General features: G+C 60.1%; 18 protein-coding genes. 6 read left to right on the forward strand and 12 right to left on the reverse strand.

Annotation, left to right across the window (positions count from 1 at the left end):
• Window positions 1-21 precede the first annotated feature (21 nt).
• The 3 genes from AC24GY_RS16645 to AC24GY_RS16655 form a co-directional block, all read right to left on the reverse strand.
• Window positions 22-423: a Dabb family protein gene (locus tag AC24GY_RS16645; protein WP_487685331.1), complete on the reverse strand. Its 402-nt coding sequence runs from the start codon at window positions 421-423 to the stop codon at window positions 22-24.
• A 62-nt stretch (window positions 424-485) separates the two neighbouring features.
• A complete protein-coding gene (locus AC24GY_RS16650) occupies window positions 486-1,286 on the reverse strand; it encodes an SDR family oxidoreductase (protein WP_487685334.1) in 801 nt (266 codons plus the stop codon).
• Window positions 1,283-1,609, reverse strand: a complete 327-nt coding sequence (locus AC24GY_RS16655; RefSeq protein WP_487685337.1) for a nuclear transport factor 2 family protein — start codon at window positions 1,607-1,609, stop codon at window positions 1,283-1,285. The genes AC24GY_RS16650 and AC24GY_RS16655 overlap by 4 nt, the downstream gene beginning before the upstream one ends.
• A gap of 68 nt (window positions 1,610-1,677) precedes the next feature.
• On the opposite strand from AC24GY_RS16655, the gene AC24GY_RS16660 reads away from it, so the two are divergent.
• Window positions 1,678-2,052, forward strand: a complete 375-nt coding sequence (locus AC24GY_RS16660; protein ID WP_487685341.1) for a winged helix-turn-helix transcriptional regulator — start codon at window positions 1,678-1,680, stop codon at window positions 2,050-2,052.
• Window positions 2,053-2,222: 170 nt separating this feature from the next.
• Entirely contained in the window at window positions 2,223-2,672 is a 450-nt protein-coding gene (locus tag AC24GY_RS16665; RefSeq protein WP_487685344.1) for a hypothetical protein, read from the forward strand.
• Between the two features lie 60 nt (window positions 2,673-2,732).
• Here the strand turns inward: AC24GY_RS16665 and AC24GY_RS16670 are convergent, their stop codons facing one another.
• The 6 genes from AC24GY_RS16670 to AC24GY_RS16695 form a co-directional block, all read right to left on the reverse strand.
• Window positions 2,733-3,737 (reverse strand): peptidylprolyl isomerase, encoded by a 1,005-nt coding sequence (locus tag AC24GY_RS16670; RefSeq protein WP_487685346.1) that lies wholly within the window; start codon window positions 3,735-3,737, stop codon window positions 2,733-2,735.
• A gap of 166 nt (window positions 3,738-3,903) precedes the next feature.
• Window positions 3,904-4,260, reverse strand: a complete 357-nt coding sequence (locus AC24GY_RS16675) for a SpoIIAA family protein (protein ID WP_487685349.1) — start codon at window positions 4,258-4,260, stop codon at window positions 3,904-3,906.
• Between the two features lie 128 nt (window positions 4,261-4,388).
• Window positions 4,389-5,147 carry a PRC-barrel domain containing protein gene (locus AC24GY_RS16680; protein ID WP_487685352.1) on the reverse strand — a complete coding sequence of 253 codons (759 nt, stop codon included), beginning with the start codon at window positions 5,145-5,147 and terminating at the stop codon, window positions 4,389-4,391.
• Window positions 5,148-5,712: 565 nt separating this feature from the next.
• On the reverse strand, window positions 5,713-6,525 hold the full coding sequence (locus AC24GY_RS16685; RefSeq protein ID WP_487685355.1) for a hypothetical protein: 813 nt from the start codon (window positions 6,523-6,525) through the stop codon (window positions 5,713-5,715).
• 290 nt (window positions 6,526-6,815) lie between these two features.
• Window positions 6,816-7,202: a DUF302 domain-containing protein gene (locus AC24GY_RS16690; RefSeq protein WP_422317735.1), complete on the reverse strand. Its 387-nt coding sequence runs from the start codon at window positions 7,200-7,202 to the stop codon at window positions 6,816-6,818.
• 191 nt (window positions 7,203-7,393) lie between these two features.
• Complete coding sequence (locus AC24GY_RS16695; protein WP_487685358.1) at window positions 7,394-7,570, reverse strand: hypothetical protein; 177 nt, start codon at window positions 7,568-7,570, stop codon at window positions 7,394-7,396.
• A 245-nt stretch (window positions 7,571-7,815) separates the two neighbouring features.
• Here AC24GY_RS16695 and AC24GY_RS16700 point away from each other — a divergent pair, with 245 nt between their 5' ends.
• Genes AC24GY_RS16700 through AC24GY_RS16715 form a run of 4 tightly spaced genes read left to right on the forward strand, consistent with a single transcriptional unit; the run spans window position 7,816 to window position 11,292 of the window.
• Entirely contained in the window at window positions 7,816-8,949 is a 1,134-nt protein-coding gene (locus AC24GY_RS16700) for an MlaE family ABC transporter permease (protein WP_422317731.1), read from the forward strand.
• A gap of 2 nt (window positions 8,950-8,951) precedes the next feature.
• Window positions 8,952-9,713 (forward strand): ABC transporter ATP-binding protein, encoded by a 762-nt coding sequence (locus AC24GY_RS16705; protein ID WP_422317729.1) that lies wholly within the window; start codon window positions 8,952-8,954, stop codon window positions 9,711-9,713.
• Window positions 9,710-10,720 carry an MlaD family protein gene (locus tag AC24GY_RS16710; protein WP_487685363.1) on the forward strand — a complete coding sequence of 337 codons (1,011 nt, stop codon included), beginning with the start codon at window positions 9,710-9,712 and terminating at the stop codon, window positions 10,718-10,720. Before AC24GY_RS16705 ends, AC24GY_RS16710 begins: the two co-directional genes overlap by 4 nt.
• Window positions 10,717-11,292, forward strand: coding sequence for a PqiC family protein (locus tag AC24GY_RS16715; RefSeq protein WP_487685367.1), 576 nt, complete (start codon window positions 10,717-10,719; stop codon window positions 11,290-11,292). Before AC24GY_RS16710 ends, AC24GY_RS16715 begins: the two co-directional genes overlap by 4 nt.
• A gap of 72 nt (window positions 11,293-11,364) precedes the next feature.
• Here AC24GY_RS16715 and AC24GY_RS16720 read toward each other — a convergent pair whose 3' ends face one another.
• From AC24GY_RS16720 to AC24GY_RS16730, 3 genes are all read right to left on the reverse strand, one after another.
• Entirely contained in the window at window positions 11,365-12,516 is a 1,152-nt protein-coding gene (locus AC24GY_RS16720) for a hypothetical protein (RefSeq protein ID WP_487685370.1), read from the reverse strand.
• Between the two features lie 84 nt (window positions 12,517-12,600).
• Complete coding sequence (locus AC24GY_RS16725) at window positions 12,601-14,178, reverse strand: GMC oxidoreductase (RefSeq protein WP_487685373.1); 1,578 nt, start codon at window positions 14,176-14,178, stop codon at window positions 12,601-12,603.
• A 14-nt stretch (window positions 14,179-14,192) separates the two neighbouring features.
• On the reverse strand, window positions 14,193-14,645 hold the full coding sequence (locus AC24GY_RS16730; protein WP_487685376.1) for a hypothetical protein: 453 nt from the start codon (window positions 14,643-14,645) through the stop codon (window positions 14,193-14,195).
• Between the last annotated feature and the right edge of the window lie 279 nt (window positions 14,646-14,924).

The following is a 14,924-nucleotide window of genomic DNA, read 5'->3' on the forward strand; positions in this document are numbered from 1 at the left end:
TCAAACCACCGCATCAGAAGCCTACTCCCCCGCAAAGCGGTAAAACAGCAGCTTGCGCGACAGCGGCAGAAAGATCTCCTTCGCCGCCTTCAGGTGCACCGGGTTCTCATTGTAGCGCAGGCGCGCGGCTTCATCCTCAAAGCTCAGGATGAAACACACATCATAGCTCGTGTCAGAGAAAGCACCGCCCACCCCGTCCGTGCGGCCCACACAGGCATGCTTCACCTCCGGGATCTTTTTCCCAAAGTCATGCACCGCCTCGATCACCCTCCGCTGGTCCTCCTGGCTTCCAGACTTCTTCAGCCAGACCAGCCCCACCTGATGCAGCCGCCCGCCACGCTGCGGAGCCGCGCAGCCCGCCACCAGCAGCAGGCTCAATGACATAAGCACGACCGCCAGAATCTTAACCCTCATTGTTTTCATGGTATTTTGTATTTCTTAGTATTAGTTTGTGGTTATGTGTTTCTGAAAAAAGACCACCTGCATCACAGCGTCGGAATCGTCCCGCCATCGATGACGTATTCCGCCCCATGGATCGCCGCCGCGCGGTCTGAGGCCAGAAAGGCCACCAGCTCCGCCACCTCCCACGGCCAGGCCGGACGCCCGATGGGGATGCCGCCCAGTGCCGAGAGAATGCCCTGCCGCGCCGTCTCCTCATCCGTGCCGCCGTTCTCCGCCAGCCGCTGCACCATCGCCTCGGCCGCCGTCGTGTAGATCCAGCCCGGGGACACAGACGTCACCCGCACACCCTTCGGCCCCAGCTCCTTGGAGAGCGCCTTGCTGTACGTCGTCAGCGCCGCCTTCGCAGCCGCATACGCCGTGGTCGAATCCGGCAGCGGCAGCTTCCGCTGGATGGATGAAATGTGAATCACCACGCCACTGCCGCGCGCCACCATGTCCGGCACCAGTGCACGGTCCAGCCGCACCGCCGCCAGCAGATTCAGATTCAGCTCCTCCAGCCACAGGTCATCCGTCAGCGCCGCAAAGCCCCCGCCCGGTGCCTGGGAGCCGCCCAGGTTGTGGATCAAAACATCCACCCCGCCGCACTCCTCCCGCAGCACACGCGCCACCACCGCCGTGCCCTCCGCCGTCGTCAGATCCGCAGTGATGAACCGCACAGGCAGCGCCGCATCCGCCGGAGCCGTGCGCGCCGCCGTGATCACCTCCGCCCCCGCCGCAGCCAGCCGGCGCACCATGGCCTCTCCCGCGCCCTTCGTGCCACCGCTGACAAACACACGCTTGCCCGCAAACTCCGTCGCATCTCCCTTGAATGTCGGTGCTTTCATTGGATCACAAGGTGAGAGATTTTGCCGCCATTCACCGTGAACGAATACTCGAGCTGCACCGGGCTGCCCGGAAACGTGCCGGACACCCGGCCCGTGGTCACAAACGCCCCGTCCGCCTCCCGCATGCCGATCACCTCCACCTGCGGCTGATACTTCTGCGTCGTCTCGGCAATCCACGTGCGGATCGCCTCGCGCCCCTGGCGGTCCTGGCTTTCATCATGCACCAGCGCATCCGGCGCAAAGCACGCGGCGGCATCTTCAATGCGGCCGTCATTCGCTGCCGCGTAGTAGTCGGAAAGGACTTGGGGAAGGATCGTTTTCATGGTCTATGTTTTCGATGTTTAGGCGGTCAAAATCTTGACCTCACTCCATCGAACCACGAACTTACAAAATGGCAAGAACCCACAAAAAAGTAAGTAGCTTACCTGAGAAGCCACCCATTCCCTGGACCCGCCTCACCGCCGCTCAGGGCGTGGAGGAGGCCCTCCGCATGCTCGAAGGACGCTGGAAGTTTCTCATCCTCTTCCAGCTCTTTGGCGGCAACGTCATGCGCTTCTCAGATCTCGATCGCGCCATCCCCGCCGTCACACAAAAGATGCTGGCCCAGCAGCTCCGCCAGTTGGAAAAAGACGGCATCGTCCAGCGCACCGTCTATCCCGTCATCCCGCCCAAGGTCGAATACTCCCTCACCCCCTGGGGCCAGTCCCTCTGCCCCGTGCTCGATGCCATCCTCAAATGGGCCGCAGCACGCGAAGAGCTGCAGTAGAAACAGCGCCGCCGAGGAACGACACCCACGCACTCCACACGGCTCGACTGCATGATGGCTCCCATCTCATCTCGGACAATGTTCGGCGAATTCCGCCGGCCCCTTTCGCGCCTCCACTTTAATCTTGCAGCTTCACCCTCCTCACGCTGTCACCTCCTCCACAGCCACCGATGAAAGCCCTCTCCCTCACCCTCCTGACCTTTCTCTGCCTCGCCCTCAGCACTCAGGCGCGCATCGGTGAAAGCTTGGACGACTGCATCAAACGCTACGGCGAGCCCGCCCAGCGCCCCCAGCCCAAGACCCTGCTCTTTCACAAGTCAGGCATCGCCATCACGTGCTTCTTTGTCGATGGCAACTGCGTGCAGATCAGCTACAAAAAACTCGAACCCGCCGCCCGCCTCAATGAACGCGAAGTGGAGATCCTCCGCATGGCCAATGGCAGCAAGTGGCAGCTGCGGCCAGACGACAGGCACAATCCCATCATCCACTGGTCCAATGAAACCTGCGAGTGCCAGTGGGACCGCAACACCGGGCTGCTGCAGTTCGAGGCGCTGGCGGAGAAGAAGCGAAAAGCAGACGAGATCCGCGCCGCTGAGAAGAAGCTCCTCGAAGGCTTCTAGCCCTCCCGCCTCCTCGCATCGCAAAGCCCCGCTTCACCCCGGTGCATCCCGCCCCACCGCTTACACCGGCCCCATCTTCTGAATGTCCGCCGCCTCGCGCAGCCGGCTCAGCCGTTGCTCGATCTTTTCCTTCGCCAGCTCCTCCATCAGCGACAATTTCACGTCCTCCTTCACGCTTTCAAACGGCTTCGGATCCGTATGCCGGATGTCATCCACACGCAGGATCATGAAAGTCCCAGGCTCCTCCAGCACCTGGCTGAGCTCTCCCTTTTGCATCTTCGCGATGACACCTGCCACCTGGTCATTGATGTCAGAAAGCTTCGTCCACGGCCAGGCACCGCCCTCATCCGCACGGCTGTCGGCGCTGTTCTCACGCGCCATCTCCGCAAAGTCTCCTCCGTTCACCATCCGCGTGCGCAGGATCTCCGCCTGACTGCGCGCATTGGGCGTCGTGCTCAGGATCGTCAGCGTGTGAATCTTCACCGACTCCGGGTCGCGCCAGCGCTGCAGGTTCTTCTCATAATGCTCCCGCACCATCGCGTCCGTCACCTCCACTTTGTTCGCGATCTTCGCCCGCACCGCGCTCACGATGATCATCCGCTCCCGCAGTTCACGGTACTTCTCCAAGGACATGCCCACGGCGTCGATCTCCGCCATCAAGGCCGCGTGATCCCCGTTGAATGAAAGCTGCGTCACCTGCTTCTCATCATTTTCGATGTCCTCCTTGTTGATGACACCTCCCAGCCTGAAAAACTCATCCTCCAGCAGCTGGAAGTCGATGAGCCCGTTCAGCGCATTGCGTCGCACATCCGCCAGCTCCTTCTTCAATCGCACCGGATCATTCACCAGCTGGACCGTCAGCATCCGCTCCTGCGCTTTGACCATCGCATCCAGGTCGGAGGCATAAATCGGCATCCCGTTCACCTTCGCCACCACACGGTCCTTCGTTTCCCGCTCCTTCGCCGCATCAGCCCCCTGCGCACCGGACTTGCCAAATCCAGCCAGTGTCAGCAGCAGCCACAGCGCCGCCACGCTCATCAGGCGTGCGTAGTTTTTCGGATCCATTCCACATCTCATGCGCCGCTTGCATCCATCACGCAAGATCACCTGCCGCAGACGATGATCCATGGGTGAGGTCATGTTCATGTGAGAGATGTATATCAGTTTCTATTTTTCCGTCGAGCCGGAATGGATAGGTCATTGCCCTACCCCATCCAAGACTCCGCTCATTTCATTCCAGCCATTTCCGGGCCTCCAGAGCGGCGCTCTGGTCGAAGTATCTGACCTCCGCCTTTGTGAACGGCTTGCAGAAAGTCGCCATGCCCTGCTCCCACTTCGAGTTTCCCACCATCGCCAGCCGCTCGATGCTGTTGAAGTGGTGCAGCGCAAACTTGGTGTCTTCCCACAGGGCGCCCGCTGTCCAGCCGTGGAAATCCGTCATGTCAAACAGCACCCGCAGCTTGCCGTGCAGAGCCGCCAGGCGGTCAAACTCCGGCACAAAGTGATCGTAGTCTTCCTTGACCAGCTTGCCAGTCACGAACACCGCCACCGTGTTCCCATCGTTTTCTTCTTTGAGTTGTATCGGCATATGAGACTCCTTTGAAAAACCTATCGGCTCTGCCCCACCTCGGAGGCTTGTCTAATTCGATTCCAGCCCCGTCCCTGGCTGATTGTTTTTGTCATGCTTTCCCGGACAGACCACCAGCCAACGGCGGTTCAAACACGTTCGTTATCATGCGCCCAGTACCCGTCGCTCCCATAATGCCGGAACAGCCCGCTCTCATACTCGCGGGTCACCAGCGCCTCGTCCGTGTACTCCGGCGATGCCTTCACCGCCTCGCGGCTCATCTTCACGAAGACCTTCATTTCACTCCAGCTCACGCGCTCCATCCATACGGGTGACACCAGCACCTTCTTGCCCGGCCACCAGTGGCCCGTGTCCACCACCAGGTAGCGGATCGCCCAGTTCTCATCATCCATGATGAAATCCACCACATGGCCGATCTCGCCATCCGTCGCCTGAATGTCATGCCCCGTCACCGCGTCCGTGCTGCGCAGGTGCGGATCCCAGGAATGCTCCGTCTCCTCCGGTGCGCTCCAGTTCTCCGGGTCGCGCACCAGGTAGGGGTACGCACCCCACATCAGCGGGCCGCCCCAGTACATCGGCCAGCCATAGTAGCCGTGGTAGTCCACCTCAAACTGGCGCGACACCGGCTTGTCGCTGTCCCAGGACGGGCTGTCCTGAATCTGCTGCCGCGTCAGATTCACCGCGATGGCTTCAGCCTCCTTCACCGCGCCCACCAGCGCATACGGCGAGATCAAAACCATCCGGCCATTGAGCCAGCCGCCCGTGTCCGCCACCAGGTAGCGGATCGTCCAGTGCTGGTCGTCGAAGTAAAATTCGCGGACACTCCCGATCTCGCCATCGAGGCAGTCCAGCTTGAATCCTTTGAGTGCGTTTGCTTTAAGTAACATAGCGTTGGAGTTGTGTGTTGCCAGCCCTTCAGGACGCCTGCGCCAAACCCATCCCTGCTGGATGAATCGTGGCTTCCTTTTCACTATCAATACGCCGCAGGAGGGGCTGTTTGGTTGTGCCAATCTCCGGCCGCGCCAACAACCGCACCATGGGGTGAAACCCCACTATGGGGATTTGCAGCACAGATTGACGTCCTTGTCTTGAAGGCCACCGGCCTTCCGTCTTTCAGCCCAGGGGTGCCGTGTGTCCTACGAGATCGATGAGCCCTGCCTTGCCCCCAATGCATCTCCCTTTCAAGATGACACGGCCTCACCCCCAGAGCGCTGCGCGTGCCTCCGATATGGACTGCGGTTGCGCAGTGAGGCACGAACGCAGCTACCGCTTTCGCCGTGCTGATCGGCCCACCCAGACCACTGGTTATTCGAAGGCGGGAGCCGGTGCACGTCCGCCAGCCCCTCACCCCTCGCACGCCACGAGACGTTCGAAAGCGGCAGCTTCACCCTTTCAGGGTTGCGCAGCCGCACTCCAAAAGCCCTCCGCTCTTCGTGTTACCTCCCACAACCCTCACCCCCGCACATCATCCACACCTTCCGGCACCTCGGCAATGAGCCGCTGCATCGCCGCCACCTTGGCCCCGATGAACAGCACATTCATCAAATCTATCTGCTCGCGCGTGGCACCCGACGTCCGGATCTTCATGTCCCCGGACCCAAAGCCCAGCAGCCAGTGGCGGAAAATATCGTCCCGATGTTTCTCCAGCCCCATGCCCTGCGCGTTGTAGCTGTTGGAGCCGCTGCCAAAGAGCATCTTGTGCGTCAGCTGCCCCGGCGTCACCTCCCAGTAGCTCAGCCGGTCAAAGACAAACACCGTCAGAAACCACGTCAGGAACATCAGCGACGAAAACCAAAAATACGCGCCCATCGAAAGGTGAATCGTCAGGTGCTCAAACCACCGGAACACCTCGTCCCACCAGCCCACATAGGCCAGCACCACCGTCAGCAGCGCAGCGCCCATGATCACCATGCCCGAGGCCAGACCGCGCACCGAAAAATTCGTGATCATGATGATCAGGAACAGCGTCAGGAAGTAGATCACCCCCAGGTTGTTGCCGGGATGCACCCACTCCAGCATCTGCCCCGTGCTCTCCGGGTGCTGCTCCTGCCCATGCAGATAAGTCAGCCCCGCCATCACATACCCCACCACCCACACCGGCCACCAGAACAGCAGCGGCGAGTGACTGTAGATGCGGATGGTCGTCTGCCCCCGGCGCAGCGCCGGATTCGCAGCCGCCGGCACCGGCTGCGTGCGGACCTCCTCCGCGCTGACCGTTTCCAGAGGCGCCGTTGCAGGGACTTCAATTGTATTGTGCTCGTTCATGGTAGTTAGATTTTGTCCTCGTATTTTTCGAAACTTTTTTCCTAAATCGCCCGTGGAGACCTCCTCAGCCATGGCGCTTGCAAGTTATAGAAACGTTCGGTTTGCCGCAGAGGAGCGGAGAGGCAGAGGGAGCAAAGAATGAAATCAATCTCTGCCACCTCTGCTCCTTTGCCCCTCTGCGGCAAACCGAACGTCCAAGACCTCGCCATATCGGAAATCAGTTTTACAACCCGCGACCAGCTCCGTCCTCAGTCCTGCTCCGGCGTTGGATGAAACGGCCTCCCGCACACTCACGCGGCCGCCGCCTCCGTCATGATCTTCACCAGGGTGTCCTCCACCTCCTGCGCCGCATCGTTGAGCTGCGGTGTGTTAAACATCCCCAGCAGAGTCGTCGGCTTCAGGGTGGCCAGCACGGTCTTGCCGCCTTCCTCATACACGGAGATCCGGCAGGGCAGCGCCGTGGAGATGCTCAGGTTTTCATCCAGCACCTTCTTCGCCTGCTCCGGCTGGCACACTTCAAAGATCAGGCACTCATGGTCAAACACCACGCCCTTCTTCCACATGGTTTCCTTGAGATCATGCACCTGCATGACGCCAAACTTGTGGGCTGGCACCGCAATCTGCAGCGCCGCCGCCGTTTCTTTCACTGACTTGTCCGTGTTGAGCTGGATGAGCATAGGGATGGTTGGTTGGTTGGTTAAGGAGTGGATCGCATGGTCGCGGAAAGCGGATTTACTTTTTCGACAGTTCCCGGATCGCCAGCAGCAGCACCACCACCAGCACCATGCCGGTGATCGCCCACGTCCACGTGCCGTCTGCCATCCATCCTTCGCTTGGGTTCATCGTCAGTCATCGGGAGCGTTGCAGCTCACCGGTCAGGGGTGAATCTTGCCGTGGCCATGAAGGCGGCGCGCTTCGCCGTTCGGAAGGAAGCCGTGGCCTCCAGCGTCTTGTTGGATCGTTTGATGGCTTTGTCCATCACATCCACCATGGACGTGGCCGGGGTGCCGGTGGGTTCCAGGAGTTTCCAGACTTGTTCTTGCATGGTCGTGTCTTGGTTGATCCATCACCAGCGCAGGGGCAGCGCCACCCCACCGGCTTTGGGAAACTGAATCTTGTTTATGTCTCCGATTTACCACGGTTCCCCCGTGCATCTCCATGGGGTGAAACCCTACCGCACATGCCACGGCCCGGTGGGTGTTCACCCCATGGCGGAATCCCCCTCTGCACGCCATGCTCGTTCTCCCCTTCCTTCATGTTTTTTGGTGATCTCTGCCTTCGTGCCCTTCATTGACTCCCTCCCCTCATCCGCCCCCCACCGCCGTCTGGCAGCAAGACGGCGAAGGCATGAGCCTGACCCTCGCCGGAGACTGGCTGCGTGAAGGCCCCGCCGTCAGCATCACAGGCACAGCCCCGGATCGCGCGCCCACCCGTTATCAAACAGACGCGCTGGGCACCCATGACTCCACACTGCCCGCATTCATCCTCGCGCATCTGCGCACGCTGAAGGCCCCCGCCGAGGGCGATCCGCAGCCCGCACCGCTGGACGGACTCCCCGACAATCTGCGCTGCCTGCTCCAGCTCGCGCTCGCCGTGCCGGAGGATGGCGGCGCCCATCCGGACACACGCCCGCAGTCTCGGCTGGAAACCATCGGCAATATCACCCTAAGCGCCTGGCAGAGCGGCATCGCGCTGCTGGACTTCATCGGGCAGGCGGTGCTTTCACTCGGCCGCTTGGCACGTGGTCGTGCGCGCTTCCGCAGCTCAGATTTCTGGATGACGCTGCAGCAGTGCGGCGTGGAGGCCCTGCCCATCGTCTCGCTCATCAGCTTCCTCATCGGCCTCATCCTCGCCTTTGTCGGCAGCGTGCAGCTCGCGCACTTCGGTGCGGATCTCTACGTCGCAGATCTTGTGGGCATCTCCATGGTCCGTGAGATGGGCGTGGTCATGACCGCCATCATCATGAGCGGCCGCACCGGCGCCGCCTTCGCCGCCCACATCGGCAGCATGAAGGCCAATGAAGAGATCGATGCCCTGCGCACCTTCGGCTTTGATCCCTTCGACTTCCTCGTCCTCCCACGCATCCTGGCCCTGGTGCTGATGATGCCCCTGCTCACCGTGTACGCAGACCTCGTGGGCATCCTCGGTGGCATGCTGGTCGGTGCCGCCTCGGGCATCCCGCCCGTGCTTTACTGGACGGAGACGGTCGCATCCTTAAACATCACCAACGCCTCCCTCGGTGTTATAAAAAGCCCCTTCTTCGGTGCGGCCATCGCCATCAGCGGCTGCATGCAGGGCATGCGCGCGGGGAATTCCTCCGCCGCTGTGGGAGAGGCCACCACGCGCGCCGTGGTCACCGCCATTACTTCCGTCATCGTGCTGGACTCCGCCTTCGCCGCCATCTTCACCCTGCTGGACATCTGACCATGGCCGCCAAAATCACCGTCCAAGATCTCACCATGGCCTACGGCGACCTCGTGGTGATGCATGACCTCAATTTCGAAATTCAAGACAAGGACATCTTCGTCATCATGGGCGGCAGCGGCTGCGGCAAGAGCACCCTCCTGCGCCACCTCATCGGCCTGCGCGAGCCCGCCAAAGGCTCCATCCTCTACGATGGCAAAGACTTCACCGCCACGCCTCTCGAAGAGCGCGGCCCCTTCTTCCAGCGCTTTGGCGTCATGTATCAGTCCGCCGCCCTGTGGTCATCCCTCACCCTCGCGGAAAACATCTCCATGCCGCTGGAGGAATCCTGCAAGCTTCCGCCCAAAACCCTGCGCGATCTCGCCTGCTACAAGCTCTCCCTCGTCGGCCTCTCAGGCTATGAAGACTTCTACCCTTCCCAGATCAGCGGCGGCATGAAGAAGCGCGCAGGCATCGCACGCGCCATGGCCTTGGACCCCGACATCCTCTTTCTCGACGAACCCAGCTCCGGCCTTGATCCCCTCAGCTCCCGCCGCCTGGACGATCTCATCCTCGGCCTGCGCGATGGCCAGGGTTCCACCATCGTCATCGTCACGCACGAGCTCGCCAGCATCTTCAGCATCGCCAACAACTCCGTGTTTCTCGACACCGCCACCCACACCCAGGGCGCCCTGGGCAATCCCTCCGATCTCCGCGATCACTCGGACAATCCCGCCGTGCGCCTCTTTTTAAATCGCGGCGACACACCTCCACCCACACCATGAGCAAAACCGCCAGCCCCACACTCATCGGCATCTTCACGCTCGTCGGCATCGTGCTCGCCGCCGGGTCCCTCATCCTCTTTGGCGCCAGCCGCTTCTTTGAAAAGACCAGCCGCATCATGCTCTACTTTGATCAGAGCGCCAATGGCCTCCTCGTCGGTTCGGAGGCCCGCTTCGGCGGCGTGCGCATCGGTCGCGTGGCCTCCATCCGTGTCCTGCTCGACTCCAAAGAGAACCGCAAGATCATCCCCGTCGTCGTCGAGCTCTCCGAGAAGGACCTCCGCTTCGTCGGCTCCACCACCGGAGACAAAATCGACTTCACCACCGATGCCGGCGTGAAGTTCGCCGTGGCCAATGGCCTGCGCGCCCGCATGAAGCAGCAGAGCCTCCTCACCGGCCAGCTCTACATCGAGTTCGACATCGCCCCGGACAAGCCCGGCTTCCTCTTCAAACCCGAGAACCCGCCGAGCTTCCCCGCCGTGCCCACCATGGGCACCGAGCTCGATGCCATCATCTCCGGCATCTCGGACGGCCTGAAAAAATTCAACGACCTCGATCTCGCCTCAATCATGAAGGATCTGCGCGATGTCCTCTCCAACACCAAGGAGCAGATCGCCGCGCTCAATCTCAAGGCCATCAACGACAACATCCTCGGCATCACCACGGACGTCCGCGCCCTCACCGGCAACAAAAAACTCGGCCTCGCCATCGACACCCTGGCGACGGCGCTCAAGAGCTTCGATGAACTCGCCAAGAAGGCCAATCTGGGCATCGATCCCCTGCTCAAGGATTTGGAAAAAGTCATGCAGCAGGCCACCGCCGGACTGGAGAAAATCAAGGAAGCCTCCGCCGACATCTCCAACGTCACCAACCCCCGCGCCCCCGTCCTCATGCGCCTGCAAAACGTCCTGGAGGAGGCCGAGCGCGCCTCACGCGCCATCAAGGAACTCGCCAACGAGCTCAAACGAAACCCCAGCACGCTCCTGCGCGGCAAAGACCTCCATCCATGAACACGCGCCTCCTCACCTGCGGCCTCCTGCTGCTGACACTCGCCGCCTGCAGCGTGCTTCAGCCCGTCAAAGACACCGCCACCCAGCACCTGCTGGAGCCTCTGGTGCCAGACCGCACCCTCACCGCTGCGCGCCCCGCCATCGCCGTGGGCCGCCCCTCCCTCCCCGGCTACCTCGACAGCCCGCAACTCGTCACCCGCTCCAAAGGGCAGCTCATGGTCAGCAAACTCGATCTCTGGGGCGAGCCCCTCGACAGCGGCATCTCCCGCGTCATCGCCAGCAATCTCAGCCGCCTCACCGGCTCCATGAACATCCAGCCCGTGGAAAGCTTCACCTCGCTCGATTACACCACCCTCCTCGAATTGAAGATCGCCCAGTTCGAGCCCGACGCTGCAAACCAAATGGTCCTGCAAGGCACCTGGAAACTCCAGCCCGTCAGCGGCGGCGAAGCCCGCACCCACTTCTTCCGCCTCCTTATCCCCGTCCCCCCAGATCCCACCTCCCTGCGCGCCCGCGTCACCGCCATGAACCAGGCCCTCGAACAGCTCTCCCGCCAGATCATTCGGCAGTAATGAGGTGGGGGACACGCATCAAAATTGACGCCATCCCCGCTTCATCAGGAACAAGCTTTTCCCAACCGGCTGCTACGGGGCAAGGAGGTTGATCACGACCACCGGCTTCCCTTCGATCATTTGGTTTTCCACGGACTGAACGACAAAACTCGTTCCGGGCGCAAAGGTGTACTCTGTCTTGTCGCTTTCGTCTGACAGCGGTGTGATGTAACTGGCAGCATCCCAGACTGTGGCCCCCCGGGGGGGATTGGCAATCAGCAGAATGCCGTTCTGATAATGCATGGCATCCGCCGCAGAGTCAGTAAAGCTCCAGATCATTTTCGTGGTGATAGTGGCACCTGGAACGACAAATGTGCTCAGCGCCTCCGCCAGAGGCATTGACAGATTGATTGACGTGGGGCCGGCATTGCCTGGGAATTGGAGAAATTCCGGCGCAAAGTGCTCTGGTCCGAGATTGGAAATGTCAACCTGGCCGCTGAAAAGCTGCGGCTTTGCAAGCACGCTGGTGCGGGGCATCGCTTGAAAAGCTGCGGCGATGAGTCTGTTCTCCGCCTCGCAACACGCCCGCAATCGCTCGGAAACATTCACCAGCTGGGAATACACCTCCTCATACGAGGTCGCTGGCGTCATCATGAACGAGTTCATGTAATCGGGGTCTCCGGGCACATAAGGCGGCCATGACGAGGTCCATATGGCATTGGCGATGCTCGGCAGGTCCAAGGGGCTGCCTGCACACTCAGTGTAGGCAAAAACACGCAGGAAAACCAGCCTGGCAAAATCGGCGGTGGTCCAGTCATAGACCGACATCGCCAGCTGGAAAAACGACGAGCTGAACGGGAAATACTGCTCCCCCAGCGCCTGAATCTGCTGATTGGTTTTGCCGCCTTCAGGTATTTTTTGATATGGCACCAGGTTCTCCACCATCATTAAATCGAGCAGTTCCACATCGTCTGGTGAGACATACGGCAGAGGCAGCAGACTGCCCGACAAGTTATTGCCGTCTCCCGTCACAGAAAAGGTGCTGTCGGCATTGAGTGTTACGCTCAACTCTCCTTGTCCGTCATACCAGTAGGCGTTGCCGTTGATGACAATCTGCCACCAATGGGGGCCTCCTGGCTGATGTCCCACGTCGGTGAAATCAAGAAATCCGAGACCGGTTGCGATCATGCGGAACGAACAGCCCTCAGGCCCGCGCATGGCATTGAGAGGCAAACCGTCGCTCATGCTGACAGCCTGCCCGCCTGGATTGTTGAGTGAAGAAATAGACCACATATGGTTTGTTGTTGGTGCCCTCTGGCCGTGGCGCTGTCACCCTTTGCGCCGCAGGCAGGAAGGGCTGGAATTGATGAATCGCAGGATCATGGCAACCATGGTCAGGGTGGGATTTGCAGCGGGAAGCGTGGGAAGCACGCTGTTGCCAAAGACGAAGAGGTTGCGTGTGCCGAAGACCGTAAAGTTTGTATCCACCACCCCCAGGCTTGGGTCCGTGGCCATTCGCGTGGTGCAGGCGGCGTGGTCGCCACGTTGTGGGTAGGAAGCCGAGGCAACACTCTCACACCCCATGTTGGTCAGCACCGTCTGCACGATGCCCTGATACTCCGCCATGACGGCAGGATCGAACATTGCGTCAGGGGTGTTGATTTGAGAAACCGGGAGATTGAATCGCGTCACGCCACTGGTTGGAGTCACCCGGTTGTTGAACTGAGGGAATGGGGACACATTCCCATACAAGACAAAGCTGGCCTGCGCCGTCGTGGCTGCCATGATCTGGGCGGTCGTCTGCCCCTGGGTCATCAATGTGGCAATGTCGAGATTGGGGGTTTCATAATCCATGGTCATGAACAATTTCCCGGCGGCCTGGCGCTCTGGGCAATCGAACTGCCGTGAATACAGGCTGGGAAAACCAAGCTCCTCCTCAAACGCGTCGGGGTTGGGGGCCATGCCCGACGATTGGAAGAACGGGGTGGCGACGAGGTAACGGCCAACAAGATCATTGTCGTTGCCTATGCCATTGGCCCAATACGGCGCTCCTGATGAATACAGCAGCTTGGGTGCTTCGATCGCCCCGTTGCACAGCATCACATACTCGGCCTGCACCTCGACGGTCTCCCCTGTGGTCATGTCGAAATAGGTGACTCCGGAAGCCACCTGCCTGCTGCTCAAGTTAATTTGTACGACGGGAGCATTGAGTTGAAGCGTGACGGTGCCTGCGCTGGCCAGCGCGTCGAGTGGCTGATCTCCAGTAAAGCGGCCCCGCACCGGGCAATAGTTGCAGGTTCCCGTCGTCCGGCATGGCCCGTTGGGGCCAGATGCAGCCCCATAGCGCGCGATCGGCAGGTGTCCGTAACTGTATTCGAGCCCCTCAAATGCGGAAATGAACGGACCCGCAGAGATCGGAAATGGCGCCGCCCCGTACGGATAAGGCTGGCTTCTGACCGGATTGTTGTCCGTGGAGTCTCCGCTCACCCCCAGATACTGCTCCGCCTGGCAATACCACGGCTCCAGATCGGAATAGGTGAAAGGCCAGTCGATTCCTTGCCCAGTGTTGGTGCAAAGAGCGAAGTCTTCAGGCATGAAGCGCGGCGTCCACCCGTCCCAGTGCAGCGTGGAACCTCCACGACCAAAGATGCGGCCGCCTTCGATTTGCCAGGGGTTGTTGCCGGTGGAGACAAAATCGCCCGCTTGATCATAGCATGCGGAATAGGGAGCCGCCTGGGTCGTGGCACCATTGGCCACAAAATGAAACCATGTTCCCGGGTCCGCCATCGGGATGTCCGGCCCGGCCTCCAGCACCAGCACGGTCATTCCATAGGCCAGCGACAGCTGACTTGCCAGGAGGCTGCCGGCCACGCCGGAGCCGACGATCACCACATCTGCGGCCGTCATTCGATTTTTTGTACTCATAGCTTTGAGCTCTGTGTTGATAGCGCGCGATACGGAGGTGGAACGCTCAGAAACGAACCGCCTCCCATCCAACCAGTGTAGTTCACGTATCCGAACGCCTTGAAACCGCCGAAGGCCACCTGCCACCGCATGAACTCAAAGAGCACATACTGGCCCACCACCGGATTTGGATTTGGCTGTGGATTTGGCTGTGGAGCCAGATTCGCCGAGTACAGAGCCACAAGAGCCTCCTGCTGATTTCCACCATACAAGGAGAGAAAGGAATTGTACTCGCTGACGGCATCCGCGTAATAACCTGTGTATCTTGGATCGAGCTGCGCCTGCCAGTTCACCACATCCACGAATTGAGCCTGCGTCATCGCGCAGGAAGAGGCGTTGTTCCAGTTGGTGCCAATGAAGCCAAAAATGGTCCAAAGTGTATCCGTGTCCAACAGACTGGGGGTGTTCATGTGCAGGTGGTTTGCTTTCATGGGAAAAATTAACAAAAATTAACCCACGCTGTTTTCGTATTTTTTAATACTTAATGTACTTATATGCAAATAACGCTTTAATGGTCAACATTTCGTTTTTATTTATATATTATTAAGCTGTTGTCCTAGCTGATTTATTCTGAATTAAAGTGTCCAAGGACCACCATAGCCCTCAGACGGGTGGTGAAGACGAGTTCGTGGATACTGGAAATGGCAGACACGGCAGGCTCCCTGTTGGGTATAGCGGATGGCAGATTC

It is taken from the genome of Prosthecobacter sp. Pr1 (assembly GCF_057652315.1).